This is a genomic window from Streptomyces sp. NPDC087844 (assembly GCF_044742785.1).
GTDB lineage: Bacteria > Actinomycetota > Actinomycetes > Streptomycetales > Streptomycetaceae > Streptomyces.
In genome coordinates this window covers 232,083-252,350 of record NZ_JBIUVD010000013.1, presented here as the reverse complement: position 1 = coordinate 252,350, position 20,268 = coordinate 232,083, and the positions used below count along the sequence as shown (strand labels likewise).

General features: G+C 68.4%; 18 protein-coding genes and 3 pseudogenes. 11 read left to right on the top strand and 10 right to left on the bottom strand.

Annotated features, from left to right (window positions below; all coding sequences use genetic code 11):
- Positions 1-12 precede the first annotated feature (12 nt).
- Both ACIOKD_RS25250 and ACIOKD_RS25245 read right to left on the bottom strand, forming a co-directional pair.
- Positions 13-1,191, bottom strand: a complete 1,179-nt coding sequence (locus ACIOKD_RS25250) for a tyrosine-type recombinase/integrase (RefSeq protein ID WP_402088097.1) — start codon at positions 1,189-1,191, stop codon at positions 13-15.
- 120 nt (positions 1,192-1,311) lie between these two features.
- Positions 1,312-1,692 (bottom strand): annotated as a pseudogene (locus ACIOKD_RS25245) (transporter); the annotation flags it as partial.
- 322 nt (positions 1,693-2,014) lie between these two features.
- Between ACIOKD_RS25245 and ACIOKD_RS25240 the strand changes: the two are divergent.
- A complete protein-coding gene (locus ACIOKD_RS25240; protein WP_402088094.1) occupies positions 2,015-2,860 on the top strand; it encodes an IS5 family transposase in 846 nt (281 codons plus the stop codon).
- Between the two features lie 663 nt (positions 2,861-3,523).
- On the opposite strand, the pseudogene ACIOKD_RS25235 reads toward ACIOKD_RS25240, so the two are convergent.
- Positions 3,524-4,786 (bottom strand): annotated as a pseudogene (locus ACIOKD_RS25235) (beta-ketoacyl-[acyl-carrier-protein] synthase family protein); the annotation flags it as partial.
- A gap of 174 nt (positions 4,787-4,960) precedes the next feature.
- Positions 4,961-5,323 (bottom strand): peptidase inhibitor family I36 protein, encoded by a 363-nt coding sequence (locus tag ACIOKD_RS25230; protein ID WP_402088091.1) that lies wholly within the window; start codon positions 5,321-5,323, stop codon positions 4,961-4,963.
- Positions 5,324-5,611: 288 nt separating this feature from the next.
- On the opposite strand from ACIOKD_RS25230, the pseudogene ACIOKD_RS25225 reads away from it, so the two are divergent.
- A pseudogene (locus ACIOKD_RS25225) lies at positions 5,612-6,097 on the top strand (hypothetical protein).
- A gap of 71 nt (positions 6,098-6,168) precedes the next feature.
- On the opposite strand, the gene ACIOKD_RS25220 reads toward ACIOKD_RS25225, so the two are convergent.
- The 6 genes from ACIOKD_RS25220 to ACIOKD_RS25195 form a co-directional block, all read right to left on the bottom strand.
- Positions 6,169-6,750, bottom strand: coding sequence for a TetR/AcrR family transcriptional regulator (locus ACIOKD_RS25220; RefSeq protein ID WP_402088089.1), 582 nt, complete (start codon positions 6,748-6,750; stop codon positions 6,169-6,171).
- A 30-nt stretch (positions 6,751-6,780) separates the two neighbouring features.
- Positions 6,781-7,830 carry a ketopantoate reductase family protein gene (locus ACIOKD_RS25215; RefSeq protein ID WP_402088086.1) on the bottom strand — a complete coding sequence of 350 codons (1,050 nt, stop codon included), beginning with the start codon at positions 7,828-7,830 and terminating at the stop codon, positions 6,781-6,783.
- On the bottom strand, positions 7,827-8,483 hold the full coding sequence (locus ACIOKD_RS25210) for a CoA transferase subunit B (RefSeq protein WP_402088083.1): 657 nt from the start codon (positions 8,481-8,483) through the stop codon (positions 7,827-7,829). The genes ACIOKD_RS25215 and ACIOKD_RS25210 overlap by 4 nt, the downstream gene beginning before the upstream one ends.
- Before the next feature lie 2 nt (positions 8,484-8,485).
- Entirely contained in the window at positions 8,486-9,253 is a 768-nt protein-coding gene (locus tag ACIOKD_RS25205; protein WP_402088080.1) for a CoA transferase subunit A, read from the bottom strand.
- A gap of 42 nt (positions 9,254-9,295) precedes the next feature.
- Positions 9,296-9,808 (bottom strand): DoxX family protein, encoded by a 513-nt coding sequence (locus tag ACIOKD_RS25200; RefSeq protein ID WP_402088078.1) that lies wholly within the window; start codon positions 9,806-9,808, stop codon positions 9,296-9,298.
- A gap of 80 nt (positions 9,809-9,888) precedes the next feature.
- Positions 9,889-10,599, bottom strand: coding sequence for a GntR family transcriptional regulator (locus ACIOKD_RS25195; RefSeq protein ID WP_402088075.1), 711 nt, complete (start codon positions 10,597-10,599; stop codon positions 9,889-9,891).
- Positions 10,600-10,747: 148 nt separating this feature from the next.
- On the opposite strand from ACIOKD_RS25195, the gene ACIOKD_RS25190 reads away from it, so the two are divergent.
- The 9 genes from ACIOKD_RS25190 to ACIOKD_RS25150 all read left to right on the top strand — a co-directional run bounded on the left by ACIOKD_RS25190 (position 10,748) and on the right by ACIOKD_RS25150 (position 20,241).
- Positions 10,748-11,596, top strand: a complete 849-nt coding sequence (locus ACIOKD_RS25190; protein WP_402088072.1) for a fumarylacetoacetate hydrolase family protein — start codon at positions 10,748-10,750, stop codon at positions 11,594-11,596.
- A 44-nt stretch (positions 11,597-11,640) separates the two neighbouring features.
- Positions 11,641-12,564 carry a VOC family protein gene (locus tag ACIOKD_RS25185; protein ID WP_402088070.1) on the top strand — a complete coding sequence of 308 codons (924 nt, stop codon included), beginning with the start codon at positions 11,641-11,643 and terminating at the stop codon, positions 12,562-12,564.
- Positions 12,565-12,760: 196 nt separating this feature from the next.
- Positions 12,761-13,957: a sugar ABC transporter substrate-binding protein gene (locus ACIOKD_RS25180; protein WP_402088068.1), complete on the top strand. Its 1,197-nt coding sequence runs from the start codon at positions 12,761-12,763 to the stop codon at positions 13,955-13,957.
- Positions 13,954-15,534 carry a sugar ABC transporter ATP-binding protein gene (locus ACIOKD_RS25175; RefSeq protein ID WP_402088065.1) on the top strand — a complete coding sequence of 527 codons (1,581 nt, stop codon included), beginning with the start codon at positions 13,954-13,956 and terminating at the stop codon, positions 15,532-15,534. The genes ACIOKD_RS25180 and ACIOKD_RS25175 overlap by 4 nt, the downstream gene beginning before the upstream one ends.
- Entirely contained in the window at positions 15,531-16,589 is a 1,059-nt protein-coding gene (locus ACIOKD_RS25170; protein ID WP_402088062.1) for an ABC transporter permease, read from the top strand. The genes ACIOKD_RS25175 and ACIOKD_RS25170 overlap by 4 nt, the downstream gene beginning before the upstream one ends.
- A 70-nt stretch (positions 16,590-16,659) precedes the next feature.
- On the top strand, positions 16,660-18,099 hold the full coding sequence (locus ACIOKD_RS25165; RefSeq protein WP_402088059.1) for an amidohydrolase family protein: 1,440 nt from the start codon (positions 16,660-16,662) through the stop codon (positions 18,097-18,099).
- A complete protein-coding gene (locus ACIOKD_RS25160) occupies positions 18,096-18,557 on the top strand; it encodes a cupin domain-containing protein (RefSeq protein ID WP_402088056.1) in 462 nt (153 codons plus the stop codon). The genes ACIOKD_RS25165 and ACIOKD_RS25160 overlap by 4 nt, the downstream gene beginning before the upstream one ends.
- A 75-nt stretch (positions 18,558-18,632) precedes the next feature.
- Positions 18,633-19,031, top strand: a complete 399-nt coding sequence (locus ACIOKD_RS25155; RefSeq protein ID WP_402088054.1) for a cupin domain-containing protein — start codon at positions 18,633-18,635, stop codon at positions 19,029-19,031.
- A gap of 229 nt (positions 19,032-19,260) precedes the next feature.
- Positions 19,261-20,241 carry an RICIN domain-containing protein gene (locus ACIOKD_RS25150; protein WP_402088051.1) on the top strand — a complete coding sequence of 327 codons (981 nt, stop codon included), beginning with the start codon at positions 19,261-19,263 and terminating at the stop codon, positions 20,239-20,241.
- Positions 20,242-20,268: the final 27 nt, after the last annotated feature.

Sequence of the window (20,268 nt, the reverse complement as noted above, 5' to 3'; positions counted from 1 at the left end):
GCGACGGCTCTATCACTTCGTCTCTCCCCAGACCGTGCGCAGGGCTGCGTCGAAGACCGGGTCGTGGACGTCGATGTGTCCGTAGACCTCATCCACCATCGCGGCCGAGGCCCAGCCGCCGGCGTCCCGGGCGATCAGCAGGTTGCCGTCGGCTGCGTCGAGAACCGCGGACGTGAACGAGTGCCGGAAGGCATGGGGTTTCACGACTCCGAGTCCGGCGCGTTTCCCGGCCCGGCCGAGCATCCGCCTGGCCCCGACCGGCGCCCACGGCTGTCCGGTAGCGGCGCCGTGCAGCTGGACCAGGAGCATGCCGTGCCCGACACCGCGCGGGTACTCGGTGGTGACGTACTCGAAGTAGGTGTGCACCATCGCGGGACTGACCCGTTTGATCAGCCCGCCGGTCACGATGCCGTGCTCGACCCGCCAGGGGTGCTTGCTCTTGGCCTCGGCCCGGTTCGGATTGCCGAGCCGGTGGCAGACGTGCAGGTGGGGGGCACGGCACTCGCCGCATCCGGCGTTCTCACGCAGGTGCAGGTCGACCAGGTGAAGTCCGCAGAGCTCGCCGATACGAAGCCCGCCGTCGGCGAGCCAGGTGACCACCAGCCGGTCCCGGGCAGCGTTCACCGTCTCCAGCAGCCTCTCCCGGGCGCCGTCCGGAAGCATCTTCGGATGCCGGCGGTACGGCCCCTTCGGCGCCAGCGGGTTGTTGGGCAGCGACGACTTCACATGCCCGAGGAACGCACGACGCCGGTCCACCCGCGACGGCAGCCGCGACGTGCCGAGCTTCCTGCCGAGCTCCCCGTTCACACCGAGGGCGGACTGATGCAGGTAGAAGCCCTTCAGACAAGCAGCCGCGGTCGACAACGCGGAGCGGCCGTAGGGGCGCTTGCCGACCCGCCACGGTTCCCCGAGCGGCATGCGGACCTCGGCACCGACGATGCCCATGTACCGTTCCAGGTCCCGCAGTTGGACCGCAGCGAAGGCCAGGCACTCCCGCTCCAGCCACCGCAGATGGTCCACCAGCAGATACGCGTACGTCCTCTGCGTTCCCGAACCATCATGCAGACGCAGGAACCGGTCCGCCTCCGCGTGGACTATCCCCTCGGGCCACACGATCGTCCACGACCGCCGCCCGTCCTTCCGCTCAATCTGCTGGACCCGCAAGTCCCCGACCACCACGTGCCGTGCCACTCGTCCTCCGTACCGACTCCAGAACATGACAGACGTCCCGGACACGGTCGGTAAACAAGCCCGGGACGTGCTGGTCACAGTCCCAGACGGACATCACGGGCAGGACTACCTGCGGTCGGTAAACTCGACGATCACAGGGGCACCGTTCTCGTCGAGGCCGAGCGAGTCGATCCGACCCCCGTGCACGGGGCCGGTGCTGTACTCGCTCGCCAGGAAACGCACGCCCAGCATCGTCTCCATGTGCGCCTCGATGAGGTCCTGCACATCCGCCTCGGCCTCAGCAAGACGCGGAGCAACCTCCGTCGCGCCGCCGTTCGCCGTATGGAACAGCTTCAGTCCCGACACCTTCCCCTCCTCCGCTCGAAGATCGAGAACACCGGAGAAGGCCGGAATTATTTCCGCGCTCACCTTCGAGCGCGTGAAAATGGTGTGCAAAGCTACGTCCAAACTACTGAAGCGCGCTGGTGCCCCACGAGTCCCACAGATCGCCTGATCCCACATACGTCCCACAAAATGACTGACACCACGTCAGGGGCGCAGAAACCAGCAGGTCAGGGCAAGTGCACCCTGGACACAGCAGGCGCCTCCTAAGAGGACGTTCGTGGTACTTACGTGATGGTTTGTAGTTGTGTCGTGCCGGGTTTGGCCGTATCCAGGCAGAACAAGTGATTTGCGGTTACAGCTTCAGCGGGCGTGACCTTGCGTTTCAGACCGGTTTCAGCTGATAGCTCCTGTCCGGTTCGAGGAACCTACTGAAAGCGGCTTTTTGCCTCGCTCGATCGAGCGATATGACCGGTCCGGGACCCCATGCATGAGTATCCCCATGACTTCTTCGCAGCCGCGCCTGCCGTACCTGAGTGATCTCTCCGATGCCCGCTGGGAGTTGATGGAGCCGACCTTGACGGCCTGGCGGGCCGAGCGGCAGAAGACCTCGCTCAACCTCGGCGGCAGGGTTACGGACCTGCGGGAAGTCATGAACGCGATCCTCTTCCTCAACCGGACCGGCGTCCCCTGGCGCTACCTGCCGCACGATTTCCCGCCGCACACCACGGTGTTCGGCTACTTCAGCGCCTGGACCGCCGACGGCACCATCGAGAAACTCGGCGTCCACCTACACCGGATGGTCCGTGAGCAGGCAGGACGCACCGCGGAGCCCACCGCGTGCGTGATCGATGCGCAGAGCGTCAAGACCGCGACCAGCGTCCCCTCCGACACTCAGGGCACGGATGCAGGGAAGAAGATCGTGGGCCGCAAGCGCAGCATCGTCGTCGACACGCTCGGCCTGTTACTGCTGGTCATCGTGACCGCCGCCAGCGTCTCCGACAACGAGGCCGGCAAGCAACTCCTTACCCAACTCGCCACAGACCACCCCACGATCACCAAGGCATGGGTCGACACCGGCTACAAGACCAAGGCCATCGAGCACGGCGCCACCCTCGGCATCGATGTCGACGTAGTCCCACGAAACGAGCAGGTCAAAGGCTTCTCGGTGATCCCCAGGCGCTGGGTCGTGGAGCGAAGTTTCGGGTGGATCATGATGCACCGCCGCCTCGCCCGCGACTACGAGACCAAACCTGCGCATTCCGAGAGCATGATCCGCCTCGCGATGATCTCGAACCTTGCGAAACGAGCAACCGGAGAAACACCCATAACCTGGCACAACCCATGAACCATACAGTTTTTAACCGGAACGTCCTCTAAGCACCTGCTCCATCCTGTGCAGTACTGCCAGCAGTGTGTCGATGGAGGAGGTGGCAATACCGACACCCCGTGAGTTTCTTCGAATTGGTTACCGATCAGGTGACGGCCCGTGAGGCGCAACGTGCGAGGCCCCGGAGCTGTCGATGGAGATGTGGTGCTTGTCCTTGGGGGTTATTGGAGTACTGGCGGCGCAAGGGGCCATAAACACAGGCGGCCTGGTGGGGCGTCACCGGTTTGGCCACGGATACGTACGCACCTTGTGCCCGCTCCACGTGTCGTCAGCGCCTGACGGTTGTTGCAGGACGCCGACGCGCCTTGCGCGCCCAGCCCAGCGTTTCCCCACCTCGCGGGCAGTGACCGTCCTACCACGGAACGGGGACGTACAGACATCGAGCGCTTCAACGAGAGCAGCGAGCAGAAGACCGCTCTGAGCGTGCCCGGTGATCAAGCCACCCCGCCGGGAAACCCCACGAGCCCCGACAGAGTCGCTCAGTTTGCCGCATCGCCTACAGGCGAAGAAACGTCGAGGCGGAACGGATCACGGTCTGGCACCGGGCAGGGCGGTCATGATGTCGCGCAGGAAACCCCTGACGTCCTGTCCCCGCTGCGGGTCCATCTCGTTTTCATCCGACGCACGGAAACCCAGCACCACATTGTGTCCGCCGAAGCCGAAGGAGTTGTTCAGCGCGACGACCGGGCCCTCGGGCAGAGGTCGCGGCGACGCGGAGATCAGGCCAGGGTCGACCTCGTCGTCCAGATCGGTGACATTGATGGTGGGGGGCGCGATGCGGTGGTAGAGGGCGAGAACGGTCGCCACCGTCTCGATACCGCCCGCTCCGCCCAGCAGGTGCCCGGTCATGGACTTGGTTGCGGACACGGCGACCTGCTGCCGGTTCGGGCCCAGGACCTGCTCCAGCGCCCGGATCTCGGCCAGATCGCCCTGCGGCGTCGATGTGGCGTGCGCATTGACATGCGCGATCTCTTCCGGGCTGACGCCGGTGGACTCCAGCAGTTGCCGCATCGCGGCCACGATCCCTCGGCCGGTGGGTTCGGGTTGGGCGATGTGATGGCTGTCGGAAGACAGCCCCTGGCCCAGGGCTTCGCAGTACGTCCCTGCTCCGCGCCTCTCGGCGTGCTCCGCGCTCTCCACGACGACCACGCCGGCGCCTTCGCCGAGGACGAATCCATCACGCCCCTTGTCGTAAGGGCGGGACGCCGTCGCGGGGCTGTCGTTGCGTCGTGACATCGCCATCATGTTGCCGAAAGCGGCCAGGTTCAGTGGAACGATGCACGCCTCGGTCCCGCCCGCGACCACGACGTCGGCCCGGCCCGCACGCACCATGTCGATGGCGTGACCGATGGCTTCCGCGCCTGACGCACACGCACTGACCAGGGTCTGCACACCCGCCTGCGCGCCGATGTCCAGGCCGATCTGCGCGGCCGGGCTGTTCGGCATCAGCATCGGCACAGTCAAGGGCGAGACCTTGCGCTCGCCTTGATCGCGCAGGACGTCGTACTGGCTGAGCAGCGTCGACACCCCGCCGACGCCCGTGCCCATGACCACCGCCAGCCGCTCGGGCCGTACCGAGGTCTGGCCCGGCTCGCCCGCTCGGCCCGTGAATCCGGCGTCCGCCCATGCCTCCCTGGCCGCGATGAGGGCGAACTGGCTTGCCCGGTCGAGCCGTCGTGCGACATGCCGGGGCAGCACCTCCGACGGGTCGACTGCGGCCGGCGCCGCTATTCGCACCGTCAGCCCTGCGGCCCAATCCTCCTGCAGAGCCACCGTCGCCGACTGCCCGGCGAGCAAGTGCTTCCACGTCGACACCGCGTCACCTGCCAACGGTGTGGTCGCCCCGACGCCACTCACGATGATCCGACGGTCGGCCTGTGACATTCCCATGGATGTGCAACTCCGTGCTGGTGAATGGGAGGGATGGGTTCGGTACCGAGAGGGCCGGTACCGCCGCTTGGTGTTTCCATTGGTGGTTGCCTCGCCACCTGCAAGGTGGTCGTACCGCAGGCTTCGGCCCCGGACCACGCACCAGCGCGGTCCGGGGCCGAAGAACTACTACTGGATCCTGAAGCCGGTCAGGATGTCGTTGTACATGCCGACGTTGGAGGCGGAGGCGCCCGGCAGCTGACACATGTAGCTGGAGCTGGGTTTGAACCCGGAGTCCGCGAAGAAGCAAACCGTACGGCCCGTACGGTTCCAGAAGGAACTCATTCGGTCGTTCATGTAGTCGCCGACATTGGAATGGCTGTACTGGCTGCCGGCGAAGCGGCCGCTGTAGTTCGTGTCGTCCCAAAGGCAGAATTGCCCTGTCTTGCACTGGGTGTAGTCCGCCTGGGCCGGAGTCGCGCCGATGGCGAGAACCGCGCCACCGATGAACGCGCCGCTCACCAGCAGTCGGCTGATCCGCTTCTTGAACATGCTCTTCCTTACTTCGCTACTCGCTCACAGTCGTGTTCGGCCTGAGAAGCCGCCACAGCCGCTGCGACGGGTCGGGCAGGCTGTGCCTGTCCCCGTCTCGCATCGCCCGGCCAATGGTGACTATCCGTGAGGACACGCCAGGTCACCAGGTCAGCAACCGGTCAAACGCTGCTCAGGTACGAACAGCCCCCGGCCGACGCCGGCGGCGGTGATGCGGGTGGGGTCGCCCTACGGGTTTACCCAGGAGAAACGAGGTGTGTCGGTGCGGGGAGCCAGGAGCATGGCGGGGTGGCCGATCTGCTGTGGGACGACGTGAGCTGCTTGTTCGACCCGGACTTGATGGGGTCACTGCCGGACGTACGTGTCCCGAACACCTCGGTGAAGGACTGGCAGACGGTCCTCGACCTTGTCGCGGAAAAGGGCTGGAGGTGCCAGTACTCCGAAGGAGAGGCGGTGCGTCCGGTACCCCGGGCGGATGCCGTGTTGTCCCGCCCGGGGAATGCCGAGTGCCCGGCATTGCGAGTGTGACCGACTACCGATGTGCTGGCGATCTTCCGCTTCCGTGCGGGCGAGGAAATCGACTTCGACGTCGACCTGCGGGAGTTACAGGGCCGGGAACGACTTGACGTGTTCCGCGGTTTCCTTCGGGAGATCGGGCGGCGGTTGGGCCGGCCCGTGCTGATGGACCCGTAGGGCGGCTATGGCCGTCCGATACTCGGCTTCGATGTCGAGGCCGATCGAGTCGTCGTCCTCGAAGACCCGCAGCTCAGGTGACCGAGACCGTCGGCTGTGGTTCGTAGAAGGCAGCCGCGCGACGCATCTCGAAGTCAAAAGCGAAGGCGGCTTCAGCTCAGCAGGAGGAACGCCTGGGACAAGACGTCCCCGAGATGGGTCCGGTCGTGGCGGCGCTTGCCCGACACCCGGATCCCGTGCAGCAGGGTCATGAGGCATCGGGCCAGGGCGCGCGGTTCGCGGTCTTCCGCCAGCTCACCCTGCGCGCGCGCTCTGAGCAGGGAAGCCGTCAGCGCGGCCTCCGTGGCACCCCAGGCGCCTTCGACGATCCTGGCCACCTCGCCATCGCCGGGCATCAGCTCGGCTGCCGCGTTGACCGCGAAACAGCCGAGCCGTTCCCCGTCGGCCTCCACCTCGTCCGCGTACCGCTGCATCCAGCCGCGTACGACCGGGAGTACCGGACCGGGTCGGGAGAGCAGTTCGAGGTCGAGCGCCACGCGTTCCTGCGCGTAGACGTCCAGGGCGCGCAGGTAGAGCTGGTGCTTACTGCCGAAGGTCGCGTAGATGCTGGGTCTGCCGACTCCCAGGTGTTCGACCAGATCAGTCAGGGAGGTCGCTTCGTATCCCCGCCGCCAGAACAGCGCCAGGGCATGCCGAAGTGCTACCTCCGGATCGAATTCCTTGGGACGAGCCATGTCTGCAGAGCCTAGCTCATTCTGAACCGTTCAGTTGAATACCCCTGACGTGGAGTGGCTGCCCGTATCGGCCAGCAGGAGGGCAGCCGCCTCGGGGCCCGGCGCCATTTCGCGTGCCTCGATCCTGCGTGCGGCCTCGACCACGCGCTCGTTGACCGGCGCCCGTCCGCCGAGCCGGGCCTGCTCGGCTGCGATGTGTCCGTTGATCTGGTGGACCTCGCTGCGCCGACCCTTGATCCAGTCCTGGAGGACGGTGGTCTGCTGTCCGGGCGTGACGAACCTGTCGTGGACGATGTCGAAGAGTGCCGTCGCGACCTCCTCGGGATCGGAGACATCCTGGGCGGTGAGCCCGAGCACGGGGCGGATCGTCCGACCGAGCGCGAGTCCGGTGCGTACGGCCTCGTTGCCCGCTTCGAGCATGACGTCGCGCATTCCCGGGATCTCCGCGGCTTCGTGCACGGTCAGGTCGAGGACGGCGGAGGTGACCAGCTCGGTGCAGTTGGCGACGAGTTTCATCCACTTCGAGGAAAGGATGTCGTCGGACACCTCAGCGGTGCCGGAGTTGCGCAACAGGCGCGCTACGTCCGGGGCATTGTACTGGGCCGCGGCGGTGAGACCGCCGACGGAGAACCACGACTGGGAGCGCGGGGTGTCACGGCGCACCACGCCGGGCTCGAACATGTTGGACGCGATCTCGATGACGGCGCCGAGTGAGCGATCGGGCCCCATCACATCGACGATCGTGTCCAGGGTCATGCCGTTCTGGATGCCGACGACGACCCCGTCGTCGGCGACGAGGGGCTTGATCAGCTCGCACGCCCAGCGGGTGTCGTAGGCCTTGACCAGTACGAGGACGACGTCGAACCGCTCGCGCAGCGTGGCCACATCGCACAGGTTGAACGCCCGTACCTCGGTGACCTCTTCGGCGTCGGGCATCTCGACCCGGATGCCGTGCCCACGCATCGCGGCGACGTGCTCGGGCCACTGCTCGATGAAGGTGACATCGAGCCCGGCACGGGTCAGGTCCGCTCCGATGGAGCCGCCGTTGGCGCCGGTGCCGAGCACCGCGATTCTGGTCACTGGTTCTCCTGCCCGGCCAGAGCGGCCACGCGGACCGGTGCCCCGGTGGCTGCCTGGAGTTGACGGCGGTCGACGCCCGGCGCGGTCTCGACGAGAACGAAGCCGTCAGGGGTGACGTCAAGGACGCCGAGGTCGGTGATGATTCGGTCCACGACGCCTCGGCCGGTCAGCGGCAAGGAGCACCGCGGGAGGAGCTTGGCCTCGCCGGTCCTGGTGACGTGCTCCATGAGGACGACGATGCGGCGGGCGCCGTGCACGAGGTCCATCGCACCGCCCATGCCCTTGATCATCGCTCCGGGTACGGTCCAGTTGGCCAGGTCGCCGCCGGCGGAGACCTGCATTCCGCCGAGCACGGCCACATCGATCCGGCCGCCGCGGATCATCGCGAAGCTGTCCGCGGAGTCGAACGTGCTGGCCCCGGTCCGCAGGGTGACGGTCTCCTTGCCGGCGTTGACCAGGTCGGGGTCGACCTGGCCGGCGGCCGGGTACGGGCCCAGCCCGAGGATGCCGTTCTCGGACTGCAGCACGACCTCCACCGAGGGCGGGATGTGATTGGGCACGAGTGTGGGCAGCCCAATGCCGAGGTTGACGTAACTGCCGTCGGGCAGCTCGCGCGCGGCGCGGGCCGCCATCTCGTTCCTGCTCCAGGGCACGGTTACCTGCTCTCCTCGGTCACGGTCCGCTTCTCGATGCGCTTGTCCGCCGCGTCGTCCGGGGCGAGTGTGACGATCCGGTCCACGTGGATGCCGGGCAGGTGGATCGTGTCGGGGTCCAGCTGTCCGGGCTCGACGAACTCCTCCACCTCGGCGATCGTCAGCCGGGCGGCACGGGCGCAGAGCGGGTTGAAGTTGCGGGCGCTGCGACGGAAGACGAGGTTGCCGTACCGGTCGCCGCGCCACGCCCGGACCAGTGCGACGTCGACGGTCAAGGCCCGTTCGAGGACGAAATCGTGCTCGTCGAAGACGGCGACGGGCTTGGGGGGTGAGGCGAGGGCGACTCCGCCGGTGCCGTCGTAGCGCCACGGCAGGCCGCCCTCGGCGACCTGGGTGCCCACGCCGGTGCGTGTGTAGAAGGCGGCGATCCCTGCCCCGCCGGCACGCAGCCGCTCGGCGAGGGTGCCCTGCGGTGTGAGTTCGACCTCCAGCTCGCCCGCGAGGTACTGGCGGGCGAACTCCTTGTTCTCCCCCACGTAGGAGGCGACGATGCGGCGGATCCGGCCGGCCGCGAGCAGGAGACCGAGCCCCCAGTCGTCGACACCGCAGTTGTTGCTCACGATCTCCAGGTCGCGGGCCTCGGGCCGGTCGACGAGGGCTTTGATCAGGGTCGCGGGTATGCCGACGAGCCCGAAGCCGCCGACCGCGACGCTTGAGCCCGCCGGTATGTCGGCCACGGCCTGCGCGGCTGTGGAGCAGCGCTTGTCCATGCTGGTGATTCCTTCGGGTCGGGAAGGTCAGAGCGGGAAAGGTCAGATGGGGGAGGGGAGGTCCGCGCGGCGCAGCCGGTGGGCGCGCGCGGCGACCGGCAGCCCAGCGAGGAGGCCAAGCGCGAGCGCCAGCGCGCCCCACGCCGGGCCGGAGAAGCCGGTGAGGCCGAGTGCGGCGTCGAGGGACCAGTCGCCGGGTCCGGTGAAGCCGAGGGCCGCCGCGGCGATCCCGTACAGCAGGGGTACTTCCGATCCCCCGCGTACGGCCCACAGTCCGTTGTTCGCGAGGGCCAGTGCGGCCACGGTCATCGTGCCGACGACGGCGGCGGACGCGAGGGGTGTGCCCAGCCCGAGGACGAGCAGGGTCGCGCCGACGGCTTCGGACATCCCGGCCACCACCGCCATGGCGACGCCCGGCCGGTGCCCCCACGATGCGAAGAGCGCTCCGGTGCGGGTCGGGCCGGCTCCGCCGAAAGAGCCGGTGAGCTTCTGCAGGGCATGGCCGGCCAGCAGGGCGCCGATGAGCAGGCGCAGGAGGAGAAGACCGACGTCCATGTGTGCGTCCTTCCCAGGTCGTGAACGGTCAGGGCTGTCTTGCGGTGGGCCCCGGGCCAGCGGGGCCCACTCACGCGGTGTCATCCGTTCGAGCGTTCCTCGGCCGCCGCGAGGGGCTCGTCCGTGGCCACGGAGATGAGCAGCTGGGCCGTGTGCGCGATGTGGTCGCGCAGCAGGTGGGCGGCGAGGTCGGCGTTCCTGCCGACGGTGGCGTCCAGCAGGGCCCGGTGCTCGCCAGGCAGGTCCCGGTCCGGCTCCTGGCCGAGGGAGACCGACCACTGCCGATACAGCTCGGCCTCGTCGCGCAGGGACCGCGCCGCGTCGAGCAGTCGGCGGTTGGTGCATCCGTCGATGAGTGCCATGTGGAACGCAGCGTGCGCGACTTCCCACTCATAGGTGGGGTGGTCGGGGTCGTCGTCACTGAGGAAGGGGGCCCGCTCCAGCACGTGATGGGCGGCGATCGCGCGTGATTCCCAGTGGACGTCGCCTTCGAGGACCGACATGCGCAGCACCAGGGACTCGATCTCGACCCGGGCCCGGGTGAGGTCCGCCAGGTCCTCGTGGGACAGCGGAGTCACCATGTAACCCTGGTGGGCCTGACTCTTGACCAGACCCTCGGCCGCCAGGCGGGTCAACGCCTCTCGGGCCGCTCCGACGCTGACGCCGTAGTTCTCACACAGCTCGGGGAACTTCAGGCGTGCTCCGGGCACTAACCGCCCGCCCAGGATGTCGCCGCGCAGCCTGCGGTGCATTTCCTCGGTGCGTGTCTTGGACGCTTTCTCCTTGGCCATGCATCGCACTTTACACAGAGAAACGAATACCTCAACAACTTTCGAAAGTTCGTTGACCTTTCGAGTTCACCGGCGTAGACATGGTCCACCGACAGCGAAGCCGGTGCGGTCGCCCTCTGTGGGCGGCCCCGTCACAAGGAGCAGTAGCGTGCGATTCGCCACCCTCTCCGGTCGGCTCCACCAGGTGGTTTCCCCTGGCCGAGTCCTCGACCTGAACACCGCGAGCGACGGTGTCCTGCCCGCAGACCCCCACCATGCCTACGAGCGATGGGACGAGGTGGTGGCCTTCGCGGCCGGCACCCGCCCCGAAGACGCACACGAGGCACCCGAGGAGACGTACGGCAACCCCGTCCCCCAGCCGCGGCAGATCTTCGCGATCGGCCTGAACTACGCCGACCACGCGGCCGAGTCGGATTTCGCGGTGCCCGACAGCCCGCCGGTGTTCACCAAGTTCGCCACTTCCCTGACCGGCCCGTACGGCGAGATCGTCGTACCGGAGGGCCATGTGGACTGGGAGGTGGAGCTGGTCGTCGTGATCGGCCGACGTGCCCACCGGGTGAATGCCGAGGACGCCTGGTCGTACGTGGCCGGTGTCTCGGTCGGGCAGGACATCTCCGAGCGTGTGCTGCAGGGCGCCGGACCGGCACCTCAGTTCAGCCTGGGCAAGTCGCACCCGGGATTCGGCCCGATCGGGCCCGTGCTGGTGACTCCGGACGAACTCCCCGACCCCGACAACCTGGAACTGGGTTGCCTGATCAACGGCGAGCAGGTGCAGAAGGGCCATACTCGCGACATGGTGTTCCCGGTGTCGGAGCTGATCGCCCGGCTGTCCGCGGTCACGCCACTGCTGCCCGGTGACGTCGTCTTCACCGGCACCCCGTCCGGTGTCGGCATCGGCCGCACCCCGCCGCGTTGGCTCCAGGCCGGCGACGAACTCGTGAGCTATGTCCGCGGTGTGGGCGAGATGCGCCATCGTCTGGTCGCCCCCGCGGTCTGACCGCCCGAACCACCCGCAGCCGTACGGCGGAAAGGACGGCGACGATGCCGCTCCACCGACTGACCGCAATCACCGTCGGAGTGCCGAACGTCGACGAGACGATCGCCTACTACACCGACTTCGGGCTCCGGCCGCACCCCGACGGCTGGCTGTCCAGCGCCGACGGCGGCCGGCAGCTACGAGTGATCCACGCACCGGTACGGCGACTGGTCGAGCTCGGGATCGGCGCCACGCATCTCGACGACATCGCCGCCGCGGGCCACCGCCTCCGACACGCCGGGGCGCCCGTGGAGCAGAGTGGCACAGGCCTCACGACCGTCGAGCCCGTCACCGGCACCCGGGTCACGGTCCGGGTCGCCGAGCCGATCCTGCAGCCGCCGAGTCCGGCCACCCCGTACAACGGGCCCGGCCGGACCGAACGGGGCACCACCCGCGCCCCGGGTGTCCTGCGCGAACACGGCGTACGGCCGCGCAAGCTCGGCCATGTCGTGCTCGGCTCGACCGACTTCGAGGCCACGATCCGGTTCTTCACCGACCTGCTCGGGTTCAAGGTCAGCGACCGGATCAAGGGGCACGGGGCATTCCTGCGCTGCTCGACCGACCACCACAACGTCCTGGTCCTCAACGCGCCCGTCGCCTTCCTGCACCACAGCTCCTGGCAGGTCGACGACGTCGACGAGGTCGGACGCGGCGCCACCGCCATGCTTGAGGACCATCCCGAGCGGCACGTCTGGGGCCTGGGCCGCCACCACGCCGGATCGAACTTCTTCTGGTATCTCAAGGATCCGGCCGGCAACTTCTCCGAGTACTACTCCGACATGGACTGCGTCCTCGACGACCAGATCTGGTCGCCGCAGACATTGGAGGGCGCGCGCGGACTGTTCAACTGGGGTCCGCCCCCGCCGCCGTCCTTCCTCGCCCCCGAGGACCTCGCCGAGATCATGACCGGCGCCCACCAGCCGCGCTGACAGCTCGTACCGGCCGCCCCGGCCCTTCCGTAAACCATGCCCGTACGCCCCGCCCGTATGCCCTGCCCCTTCGGCGGGCCGGTGGCTCCTCCCCCACATCAGCCCATGCCCCATGCTCCGCTCACGAGCGCCTTCGCCGTGCGCTCCACCGGCATGGACAGCCCTCGGAATCAAAGACGATCCGTAGGAGATCCTGATGACCCCGACACCCTCACGCGTGAGACCCCGGCTGCCGTGGCTCACCGGCCCGCTCGCCCTGCTCTGCGCACTCCTGCTCGGTGCGTGCAGTACGACGACCGGGCAGAGCCAGGCCGCTGGAACCGGCGCCCTGACCTCCGACCAGCAGAAAGTCCTCGACGACGGCTTCGCCGGCGTCTTCCAGGACCCACCCGCCGACGGCCCCGCCGCAGTCCGCGGCAAGACGGTCTGGTTCATCTCCTGCGGAGAGAACTTCGACGCCTGCCACACCATGTCGTCGTCCTTCACCGCGGCCGCCAAGAAGCTGGGCTGGCGAGTGCAGGTCGTGGACACCAAATACCAGGCATCGGCTGCCAACACCGCCATCGGGCAGGCGATCGCCGCCCGCGCGGACGGCATTGTCACGGCGGCCTTCGACTGCCCGCAGATCAAGAGCGGTCTGCTCGCCGCGAAGTCCGCGGACGTCCCCGTGGTCAACTACGCCGCACTCGACTGTGACGACAAGAGCCTGGGCGGCGGCACACCACTGTTCACGGCCACGCTCAACACCATGGGCTCGACGAGGACCAGCGACTACTACGCGACCCGCGGCCGCTACAACGCACGCTTTCTCGCCGCGAGGCTCGCCGAACGCGGCACCCCGAACCCGAAGGTGCTGGTGGTCAAGAACGTTGACCAGGCCATCCACGCCGTCGGCTGGAAAGCCTTCGAGGAGGAAATGGCGGACGCCTGCCCGAAGTGCCGGCTCGTCCCCGTCGTCTGGAACATCGCCGGATTCCCCAACCCGGCCGCCCAGATCTTCAAAACCGCGATGACCGCACACCCCGACGCTACCGCGGTCGCCTACGACTCCGACTCGTTCATGTCCGGCGCATTCGCCTCCGCCGTCCGGCAGTCCGGGCGCGGCGACCTGGTCGTGTGCTGCGGAGACGGCCAGGTCTCCGGCACCCAGCTCATCCGCGATGGCATCGTCACCGCCACGAGCCTGATCCCCTACGAGTACGACATCTGGGCCACCGCGGACACCCTCAACCGCATCTTCTCCGGGGCCGACCCCGCGAAGACGCCCAACCAGGGCGGTGGCTTCGTCTACGTCGACGCCAAGCACGGCCTGCCCGCCAGGGGTGCCGCCATCGCCACCCCCGTCGACTTCAAGGCCGCTCGCGAACGGGTCTGGGGCGGGGGCACCTCATGACCGGCACAGCACTCGCCGTCAGTCACCTGACCAAGACCTTCGGCGCCACCCTCGCCCTCGACGACGTGAGCTTCGAGGTCGGCGCCGGCCACATCCACGGGCTGCTCGGCGGCAACGGCTCGGGCAAGTCCACCCTGATCAAGATTCTCGCCGGGGTGTACACCGGGGACCCCGGCGGCGAACTGCGCATCGGCACGCGCAGCGTTCCCGCCGACGCCACGTCGCCGGACTCGGCCCGACGCTGCGGGCTGCGGTTCGTGCACCAGAGCACCAGCACCTTTCCGGAGCTCACGCTGGCGGAGAACATCGCCATCGGCGACCGGTTCCCGACGAGCGCGGGCCGGATCCGCTGGGCTCGACTGCGACGGCGTACGGCGGAGCTGCTGGAGCGCTTCGAGATCGACGCCCACCCCGGCGACCGGCTCGGCGACCTGCGCCCCGCAGACCAGACCATGGTCGCGATCGCCCGCGCCCTGCAGGACGTGGGGCAGGACGACCGGCGGGACAACGGACTCGACGGCCCGCGCATCGGCGGGCAGGACGGTGGCGGCAGCCGGCCGGTCCTCGTGCTCGACGAGCCGACCGCGTCACTGCCCGAGCACGAGGTGTCCGTCCTGCTCGACGCGTTGCGCCGGTACTCCCGCGCAGGCCAGACGATCCTCTATGTCAGCCACCGCATCGACGAGGTGCTCGACCTCACCGACGCGACGACCGTGCTGCGCGACGGCCGCCATGTCGTCACCCGCTCGACCGGGGCGATGACCGAGGCACAGATGATCGAGCACATCGTCGGGCGTCCCGTGGAGCGCGTCTTCGCCGAGAACACGGCGGCACCTACGACGGGCGATCCCGTCCTCGAAGTCGAGGGACTGGCCGGCGGACCACTGGCCGGAGTCGACCTGACCGTCCGCGCCGGAGAGATCGTCGGGATCGCCGGACTGCTCGGCACCGGCAGGACCGAACTGCTGCGGATGATCTTCGGTGACCATCCCGTCGACTCGGGCAGCATCCGACTCGCCGGGGACGACGTACGGCCCCGCAGCCCCGGCCAGGCCATGGCTCTGGGCATCGCCCATGTGCCGGAGGGCCGCGAGCGCGAAGCCGCGTTCCTCGACCTGTCGGTCCGGGAGAACCTCTCAGCCGCCGAAGTCACCAAGTACTGGTCCAGGGGCCGACTCGACCGCCGTCAGGAGCGCGGCGACGCCGACCACGCGATCACCGAGTTCGCGATCCGCGCGTCCGGGCAGGACGCCCTGATGTCCTCGCTGTCGGGCGGCAACCAGCAGAAGGTGGTGCTCGCACGCTGGCTGCGCCGCAACCCGCGGCTGCTCCTGCTCGACGAACCCACCCAGGGCGTCGATGTCGGGGCCCGCGCCGATGTCTACGCCGCCATTCGCGCCGCCGTGTCCGACGGGATGGCCGCGCTGGTCGTCAGCTCCGACTTCGACGAACTCGCCCACGCCTGCGATCGCGTACTCGTCCTGCGCGACGGCCGGATCACCGCCGAGGTCAGCGGGGCCGATCTGCACCGCCACCACCTCACGGAGCTGGTCTTCACCAAGGAGAGCACGTCATGACCACCTCGTCGGCCACACCCCACAGCGGTGCGTCTCCCGCCGCGCCACAGCAACCGGCCAACCCCGCGCCGCGGCGCCGCACGGCTCCCGCACCGGGCCTGGCTCTGGAGCGGTTCGGACTGCTGGCCCTGTTCGTCGTACTGATCGTCGTCTTCACCGTGCTGCGTCCGGACACCTTCGCCACCGGCGCGAACTTCCGCAGCATCGCGATCTCCCAGTCAGTGCTCGCCGTGGCCGCCCTGGCGCTGATGCTGCCGCTGGTCGGCGGCCGGTTCGACGTCTCCGTCGGCGCGAACCTGGGCCTCTGCTCCATCGTCTGCGCCGCCCTCATGAGCCGCGCCGGTCTGCCCCTGCCGGTGGCGGTACTCGGCACACTGCTGGTGGGAGGGCTGATCGGCGCCCTCAACGGCGCGGTCGTCGCCTACCTGGGTGTGAACTCGATCATCGCCACGCTCGGCGTCGGCACCGTCATCGGCGGCGCCGTCACCGCGTACACCCAGGGCGTACCGATCAGCTCCGGGCTCTCGCCCGCCCTCGCCACGATCAGCACCCGGCTGGTCGCCCAACTGCCCGTGCTGTTCGTCATCATGCTGGTCCTGGCGGTCGTCACCTGGTTCCTGCTGACCCAGACACCCTTCGGCCGGCACCTCACCGCGGTCGGATCCAACGCCGCGGCGTCGCGGCTCACCGGACTGCGGGTCAACCGACTGGTGCTGCTCAGCTTCGTGGGATCCGGAGTTCTCGCCGGCATCGCCGGTGTGCTCCAGGTGGGCGCGCAGGGCAACGGCGATCCGACCATCGGCGGACTCCCGTTCATCCTGCCCGCGCTGGCCGCGGTGTTCCTCGGCGCGACGACCTGGCACCCGGGCACCTACAACGTCCCCGGCACGATCCTCGGACTGTTCTTCCTGGGCACCGCGATCAGCGGACTGTCACTGCTCGGGGTGCAGCCCTGGGTGACCGATGTCTTCAACGGAGGGGCGGTCGTCCTCGCGATCGTCTTCTCCGCCCAGCTCAAGCGCCGCCGCACCGGTTTCCTCGACATCGGCAGCTGAGTCGCCCCACCCTTCCGGGGAGCCATCGTCCCGGAGAGCCACCCGTCCGGAGAGCCAAAGGAGTCCTCTCATGAAACTGCTGGTCAAGGGCGCTGACGTGATCACCATGGATCCCGCCGCCGGAGAACTGCGCGACAGCGACATCCTCGTCGAGGACGGGAAGATCGTCGCAGTCGGTCCCGGTCTGGCCGACACCGGTATCGACGCCGAAGTCATCGACGCCCATGGCATGATCGCCATGCCGGGGATGGTCGACACCCACCGCCACCTCTGGCAGACCCCCCTGCGCGGTGTCGGCGTCGACTGGGTCGTCCCCGACTACATCCGCGCCATCCGGCTGCAGTTCGCCGAGCTCTACCGCCCGCAGGACATGTACGCGGGCAACTATCTCGGCGCCCTGGACGCCCTGAACTGCGGCGTGACCACGGTCGTCGACTACTGCCACAACATCGTCACCGCCGACCACGCCCATGCCGCCGTCTCCGGGCTGCGCGACTCCGGCGTACGCGCCCTGTACGGACACGCGCTCACCCCGGTCACCTCCAACGGCTGGGACGAGTCACCGCCCGACGGCATGGCCGTCGGCGAACTGGGCCACTACGCGGAACGCCTCGCCCTCGCCACGGAGATCCACGACAAGTACTTCTCCAGCAAGGACCAGCTGCTCACCTTCGGCATCTGTCCCCAGGAGCTGCCGATCGCGCCGATGGAGGAGATCGCCCGCGAGGTCGTCGACGCCCGCGCACTCGGCGCCCGGATCGTCGTACACGCCAATCAGCACTGTGTCCGCCAGATGTACGCCGACATCGCCCACTTCGGCAAGGCCGACATCCTCGGCCCCGACATGCTCTTCGTGCACTGCAGCTTCATGAGTCAGTACGAGTGGCAGTTGCTGCACGACGCCGGGGCCTCGGTGTCCATCTGCCCGGAGACCGAGATGCAGATGGGCATGGGCTTCCCGTCGATCGCCGAGGCCACCCGGTTCACCCACGGCCCCAGCATCGGGAACGACTGCGTCATCGGCACCGGCGGCGACCTCATCGGCATGGCCCGACTCACACTGCAGGTCACCCGATGGAAGACCGACGAGCCGGGCTACCAGCAGTGGACCGCCCCGCAGACCAGGACCTGGACCGCCCGGGACGCCATGACCTGGCTGACCGTCAACGGCGCCCACGCCGCCGGCCTCGGCGACCGGGTCGGCTCACTGACCCCCGGCAAGCAGGCCGACATCGTCCTCCTCGACATGCGCGGGATCAGCCAGGCCGGCTGGTACCGCGACGACCCGATCGGCGCCGTCATCGGACACACCAACTCCGGAAACGTGGACACCGTCCTCGTCGCCGGAAAGGTCGTCAAACGCGCCGGAAAGCTCGTGCACGTCGATGTCGACGCCGCCCTGCGGACCATGCAGGACAGCCACGAATACCTCTACGAGCAGGCCGAGTCCCACGGCGGCGTCATCCCCCAGCCGCCGGTCGAGATCCCGATGTACAAGGACCGCGCATGAACACACCCCAGCAGGACCAGCAGGTCACCATCGGCGGCATCCCGACGGTGTTCCGCGCGCTCGGCTCCGACAGCGGCGGCGCTCTCAGCATCGTCGAACAGTCCATCGCCCCCGGCACACTGTTCTGGCCGCACGTCCACACCGACCACGACCAGGTCAACATCGTCCTCGACGGCGAACTCGGCGTCCGCATAGGCGACAGGGAATGGACCGCCACGGCCGGGGAGACGATCGTCAAGCCCCGGCTGATCCCGCACACCGTCTGGAACGCCGGTACGACAACGGTCCGGATCCTCGAAATCAGTACCCCGGCCACCTTCGAGGACTACTTCCTCGCCCTCTCGGCCCTGGGCCCGGACGACCACGACGCCCGAGCCGCCCTCCAGCAGCGCTATGGCGTGACCGGTGTCCCGGGTTGGGCCGAGGACCTGCGGGAGCGCCACGGCGTACGCCTCTGACAGGCCTCTCTGCCACAACCCCTCCGGCACCTCCGTTAAATCCGCCAGAGCACCACCCACCAGTAAGGAACACGCATGGACGTCCGGTCCGTCGACATGGAGGCCGTGCCCGAGCACCTCGGCACCGCCAGCAGCAAGTACCTCATTCCCAAGGAAGCGTTGCAGGAGGCCACCGCGGGCACCTACCTCGCCCTGGTCTCGGTCTTCGAAGTCGCGGGCGGTACCACCATGGCCGCCCATCACCACCCCACCCACGAGTTCTGGTTCGTGGTCCAGGGCGAGGCCGTCATGCAGGTCGCCGGCGAGGCCCGCGTCATCAAGGTCGGCGACCTCATCTACACCGAGCCCGGCACACCCCACCAGATCCGCGTCTCGTCACCCGAGACGTTCCGCGCCTTGGCCTTCGCCCTCGGCTATCCCGGGCAGGGATCGCAGCACATCGACGTTGAGCTGGACACCGTCGAACCAGCCTGACCGGCCGGCCGGCCCCACCGCGGGGCCGGCCTCACACCATCTCGCTCACCGTCCGGAGATGGCCACCGAATGAACAGGGACTGCTCTTTCACGGGCCCGCACGGCGCGCCAGGATGGAGGACAGGGGTGGCGACGCGACATGCCTTCCCTGCGGCCTGGCCTTCCGAGCCGGCGCACTCCCCCGAGTTGCCGCGCCACCCGGAACCCCGCATTCGGCTGATCGCCATGCATGTACGAGGAGCACAAGAAGATGCCAGAGCTACCCAAACGGGACGTAGCGCAACGCGTCAAGTCACAGCCGGACAGCCATTCCGGAAACAACAACGCGGCGAAACTCGCCACTGCCCGCGCGGCGCTCGCCCGTGCCGCCGCAGCACATCGTTCCAGCGGCGAAGTGGTCGACGGAACGACACCCCCTGGACCGCGCTCGCTCCCCGGCCACCTCGAAGAGCCCGCGACCGTCTCTCCGGCGCCGAACGACACCCAGCGACGAGGGCCGAGGCAGGCCGGCAGGTGGATCATCGCCTCGGCCGCAATCCTGATCGTCGCGGCGGTGGCTACCACCATTGCCGTCTCGGGCCGCAGTGGCGCTGAGCGAACCGGGCGTCAGCCCTACGACTGGGCCGATGAGCTTCGCCGTTCAGGTGTCACCGCAGGCCACTCAGCCGGTGCCTCTGAGGACGCTGCCATGCTGCCTTCCGGCACCGCGTCCGCCTCAGCCTCCGGCCCGGCGTCCAGCACTGAGACCCATCCGGACGACGCCCGGAACTCACCTCAGGCGGGCACAGCGGTCGGCGAAGGTGGAACACAGGATAAAAGCGGCGACAGCGAAGACGGCGACGCTGCAACCGAACCGGAGACGGCTCTTGTTGTCGAGTCCGGAGGCACATGCCTGACCGGATCCGGAGCGGGCTCCGAACTCTCGGTCGCGGCCTGCGGAAGCGCATCAGCCCAGTCCTGGAGTACCAGTTCGGGCAGGGCTCTGAAGCAGGGCGGACTCTGCGCCTCCGTCACAGGCACCGAGGACCGGGCTCCCGTGCTTCTCAGACCGTGTGACCAATCGACCGAGCAGGAGTTCGCTCTGGTCGGAAGCTCACTGGTGTCCGCCTCGAGCGGAAAGTGTCTGGACGTCTTCGGAGGCGCGAGCGGAACACAGGTGGTGCTCTGGGAATGCAACGGCCGCGACAACCAGCGGTGGAGCACCTCATGACGGTTGACCGTCCGGGAGGCGCTCAGG

Coding starts and splice junctions, on each gene's coding strand:
- ACIOKD_RS25220 (WP_402088089.1), bottom strand. CDS start 6,750: ATGGCTCGTCCCAAGGAATTCGATCCGGAGGTAGCACTTCGGCATGCC.
- ACIOKD_RS25180 (WP_402088068.1), top strand. CDS start 12,761: ATGACCCCGACACCCTCACGCGTGAGACCCCGGCTGCCGTGGCTCACC.
- ACIOKD_RS25230 (WP_402088091.1), bottom strand. CDS start 5,323: ATGTTCAAGAAGCGGATCAGCCGACTGCTGGTGAGCGGCGCGTTCATC.
- ACIOKD_RS25150 (WP_402088051.1), top strand. CDS start 19,261: ATGTACGAGGAGCACAAGAAGATGCCAGAGCTACCCAAACGGGACGTA.
- ACIOKD_RS25165 (WP_402088059.1), top strand. CDS start 16,660: ATGAAACTGCTGGTCAAGGGCGCTGACGTGATCACCATGGATCCCGCC.
- ACIOKD_RS25170 (WP_402088062.1), top strand. CDS start 15,531: ATGACCACCTCGTCGGCCACACCCCACAGCGGTGCGTCTCCCGCCGCG.
- ACIOKD_RS25155 (WP_402088054.1), top strand. CDS start 18,633: ATGGACGTCCGGTCCGTCGACATGGAGGCCGTGCCCGAGCACCTCGGC.
- ACIOKD_RS25205 (WP_402088080.1), bottom strand. CDS start 9,253: ATGGACAAGCGCTGCTCCACAGCCGCGCAGGCCGTGGCCGACATACCG.
- ACIOKD_RS25185 (WP_402088070.1), top strand. CDS start 11,641: ATGCCGCTCCACCGACTGACCGCAATCACCGTCGGAGTGCCGAACGTC.
- ACIOKD_RS25175 (WP_402088065.1), top strand. CDS start 13,954: ATGACCGGCACAGCACTCGCCGTCAGTCACCTGACCAAGACCTTCGGC.
- ACIOKD_RS25240 (WP_402088094.1), top strand. CDS start 2,015: ATGACTTCTTCGCAGCCGCGCCTGCCGTACCTGAGTGATCTCTCCGAT.
- ACIOKD_RS25195 (WP_402088075.1), bottom strand. CDS start 10,599: ATGGCCAAGGAGAAAGCGTCCAAGACACGCACCGAGGAAATGCACCGC.
- ACIOKD_RS25200 (WP_402088078.1), bottom strand. CDS start 9,808: ATGGACGTCGGTCTTCTCCTCCTGCGCCTGCTCATCGGCGCCCTGCTG.
- ACIOKD_RS25160 (WP_402088056.1), top strand. CDS start 18,096: ATGAACACACCCCAGCAGGACCAGCAGGTCACCATCGGCGGCATCCCG.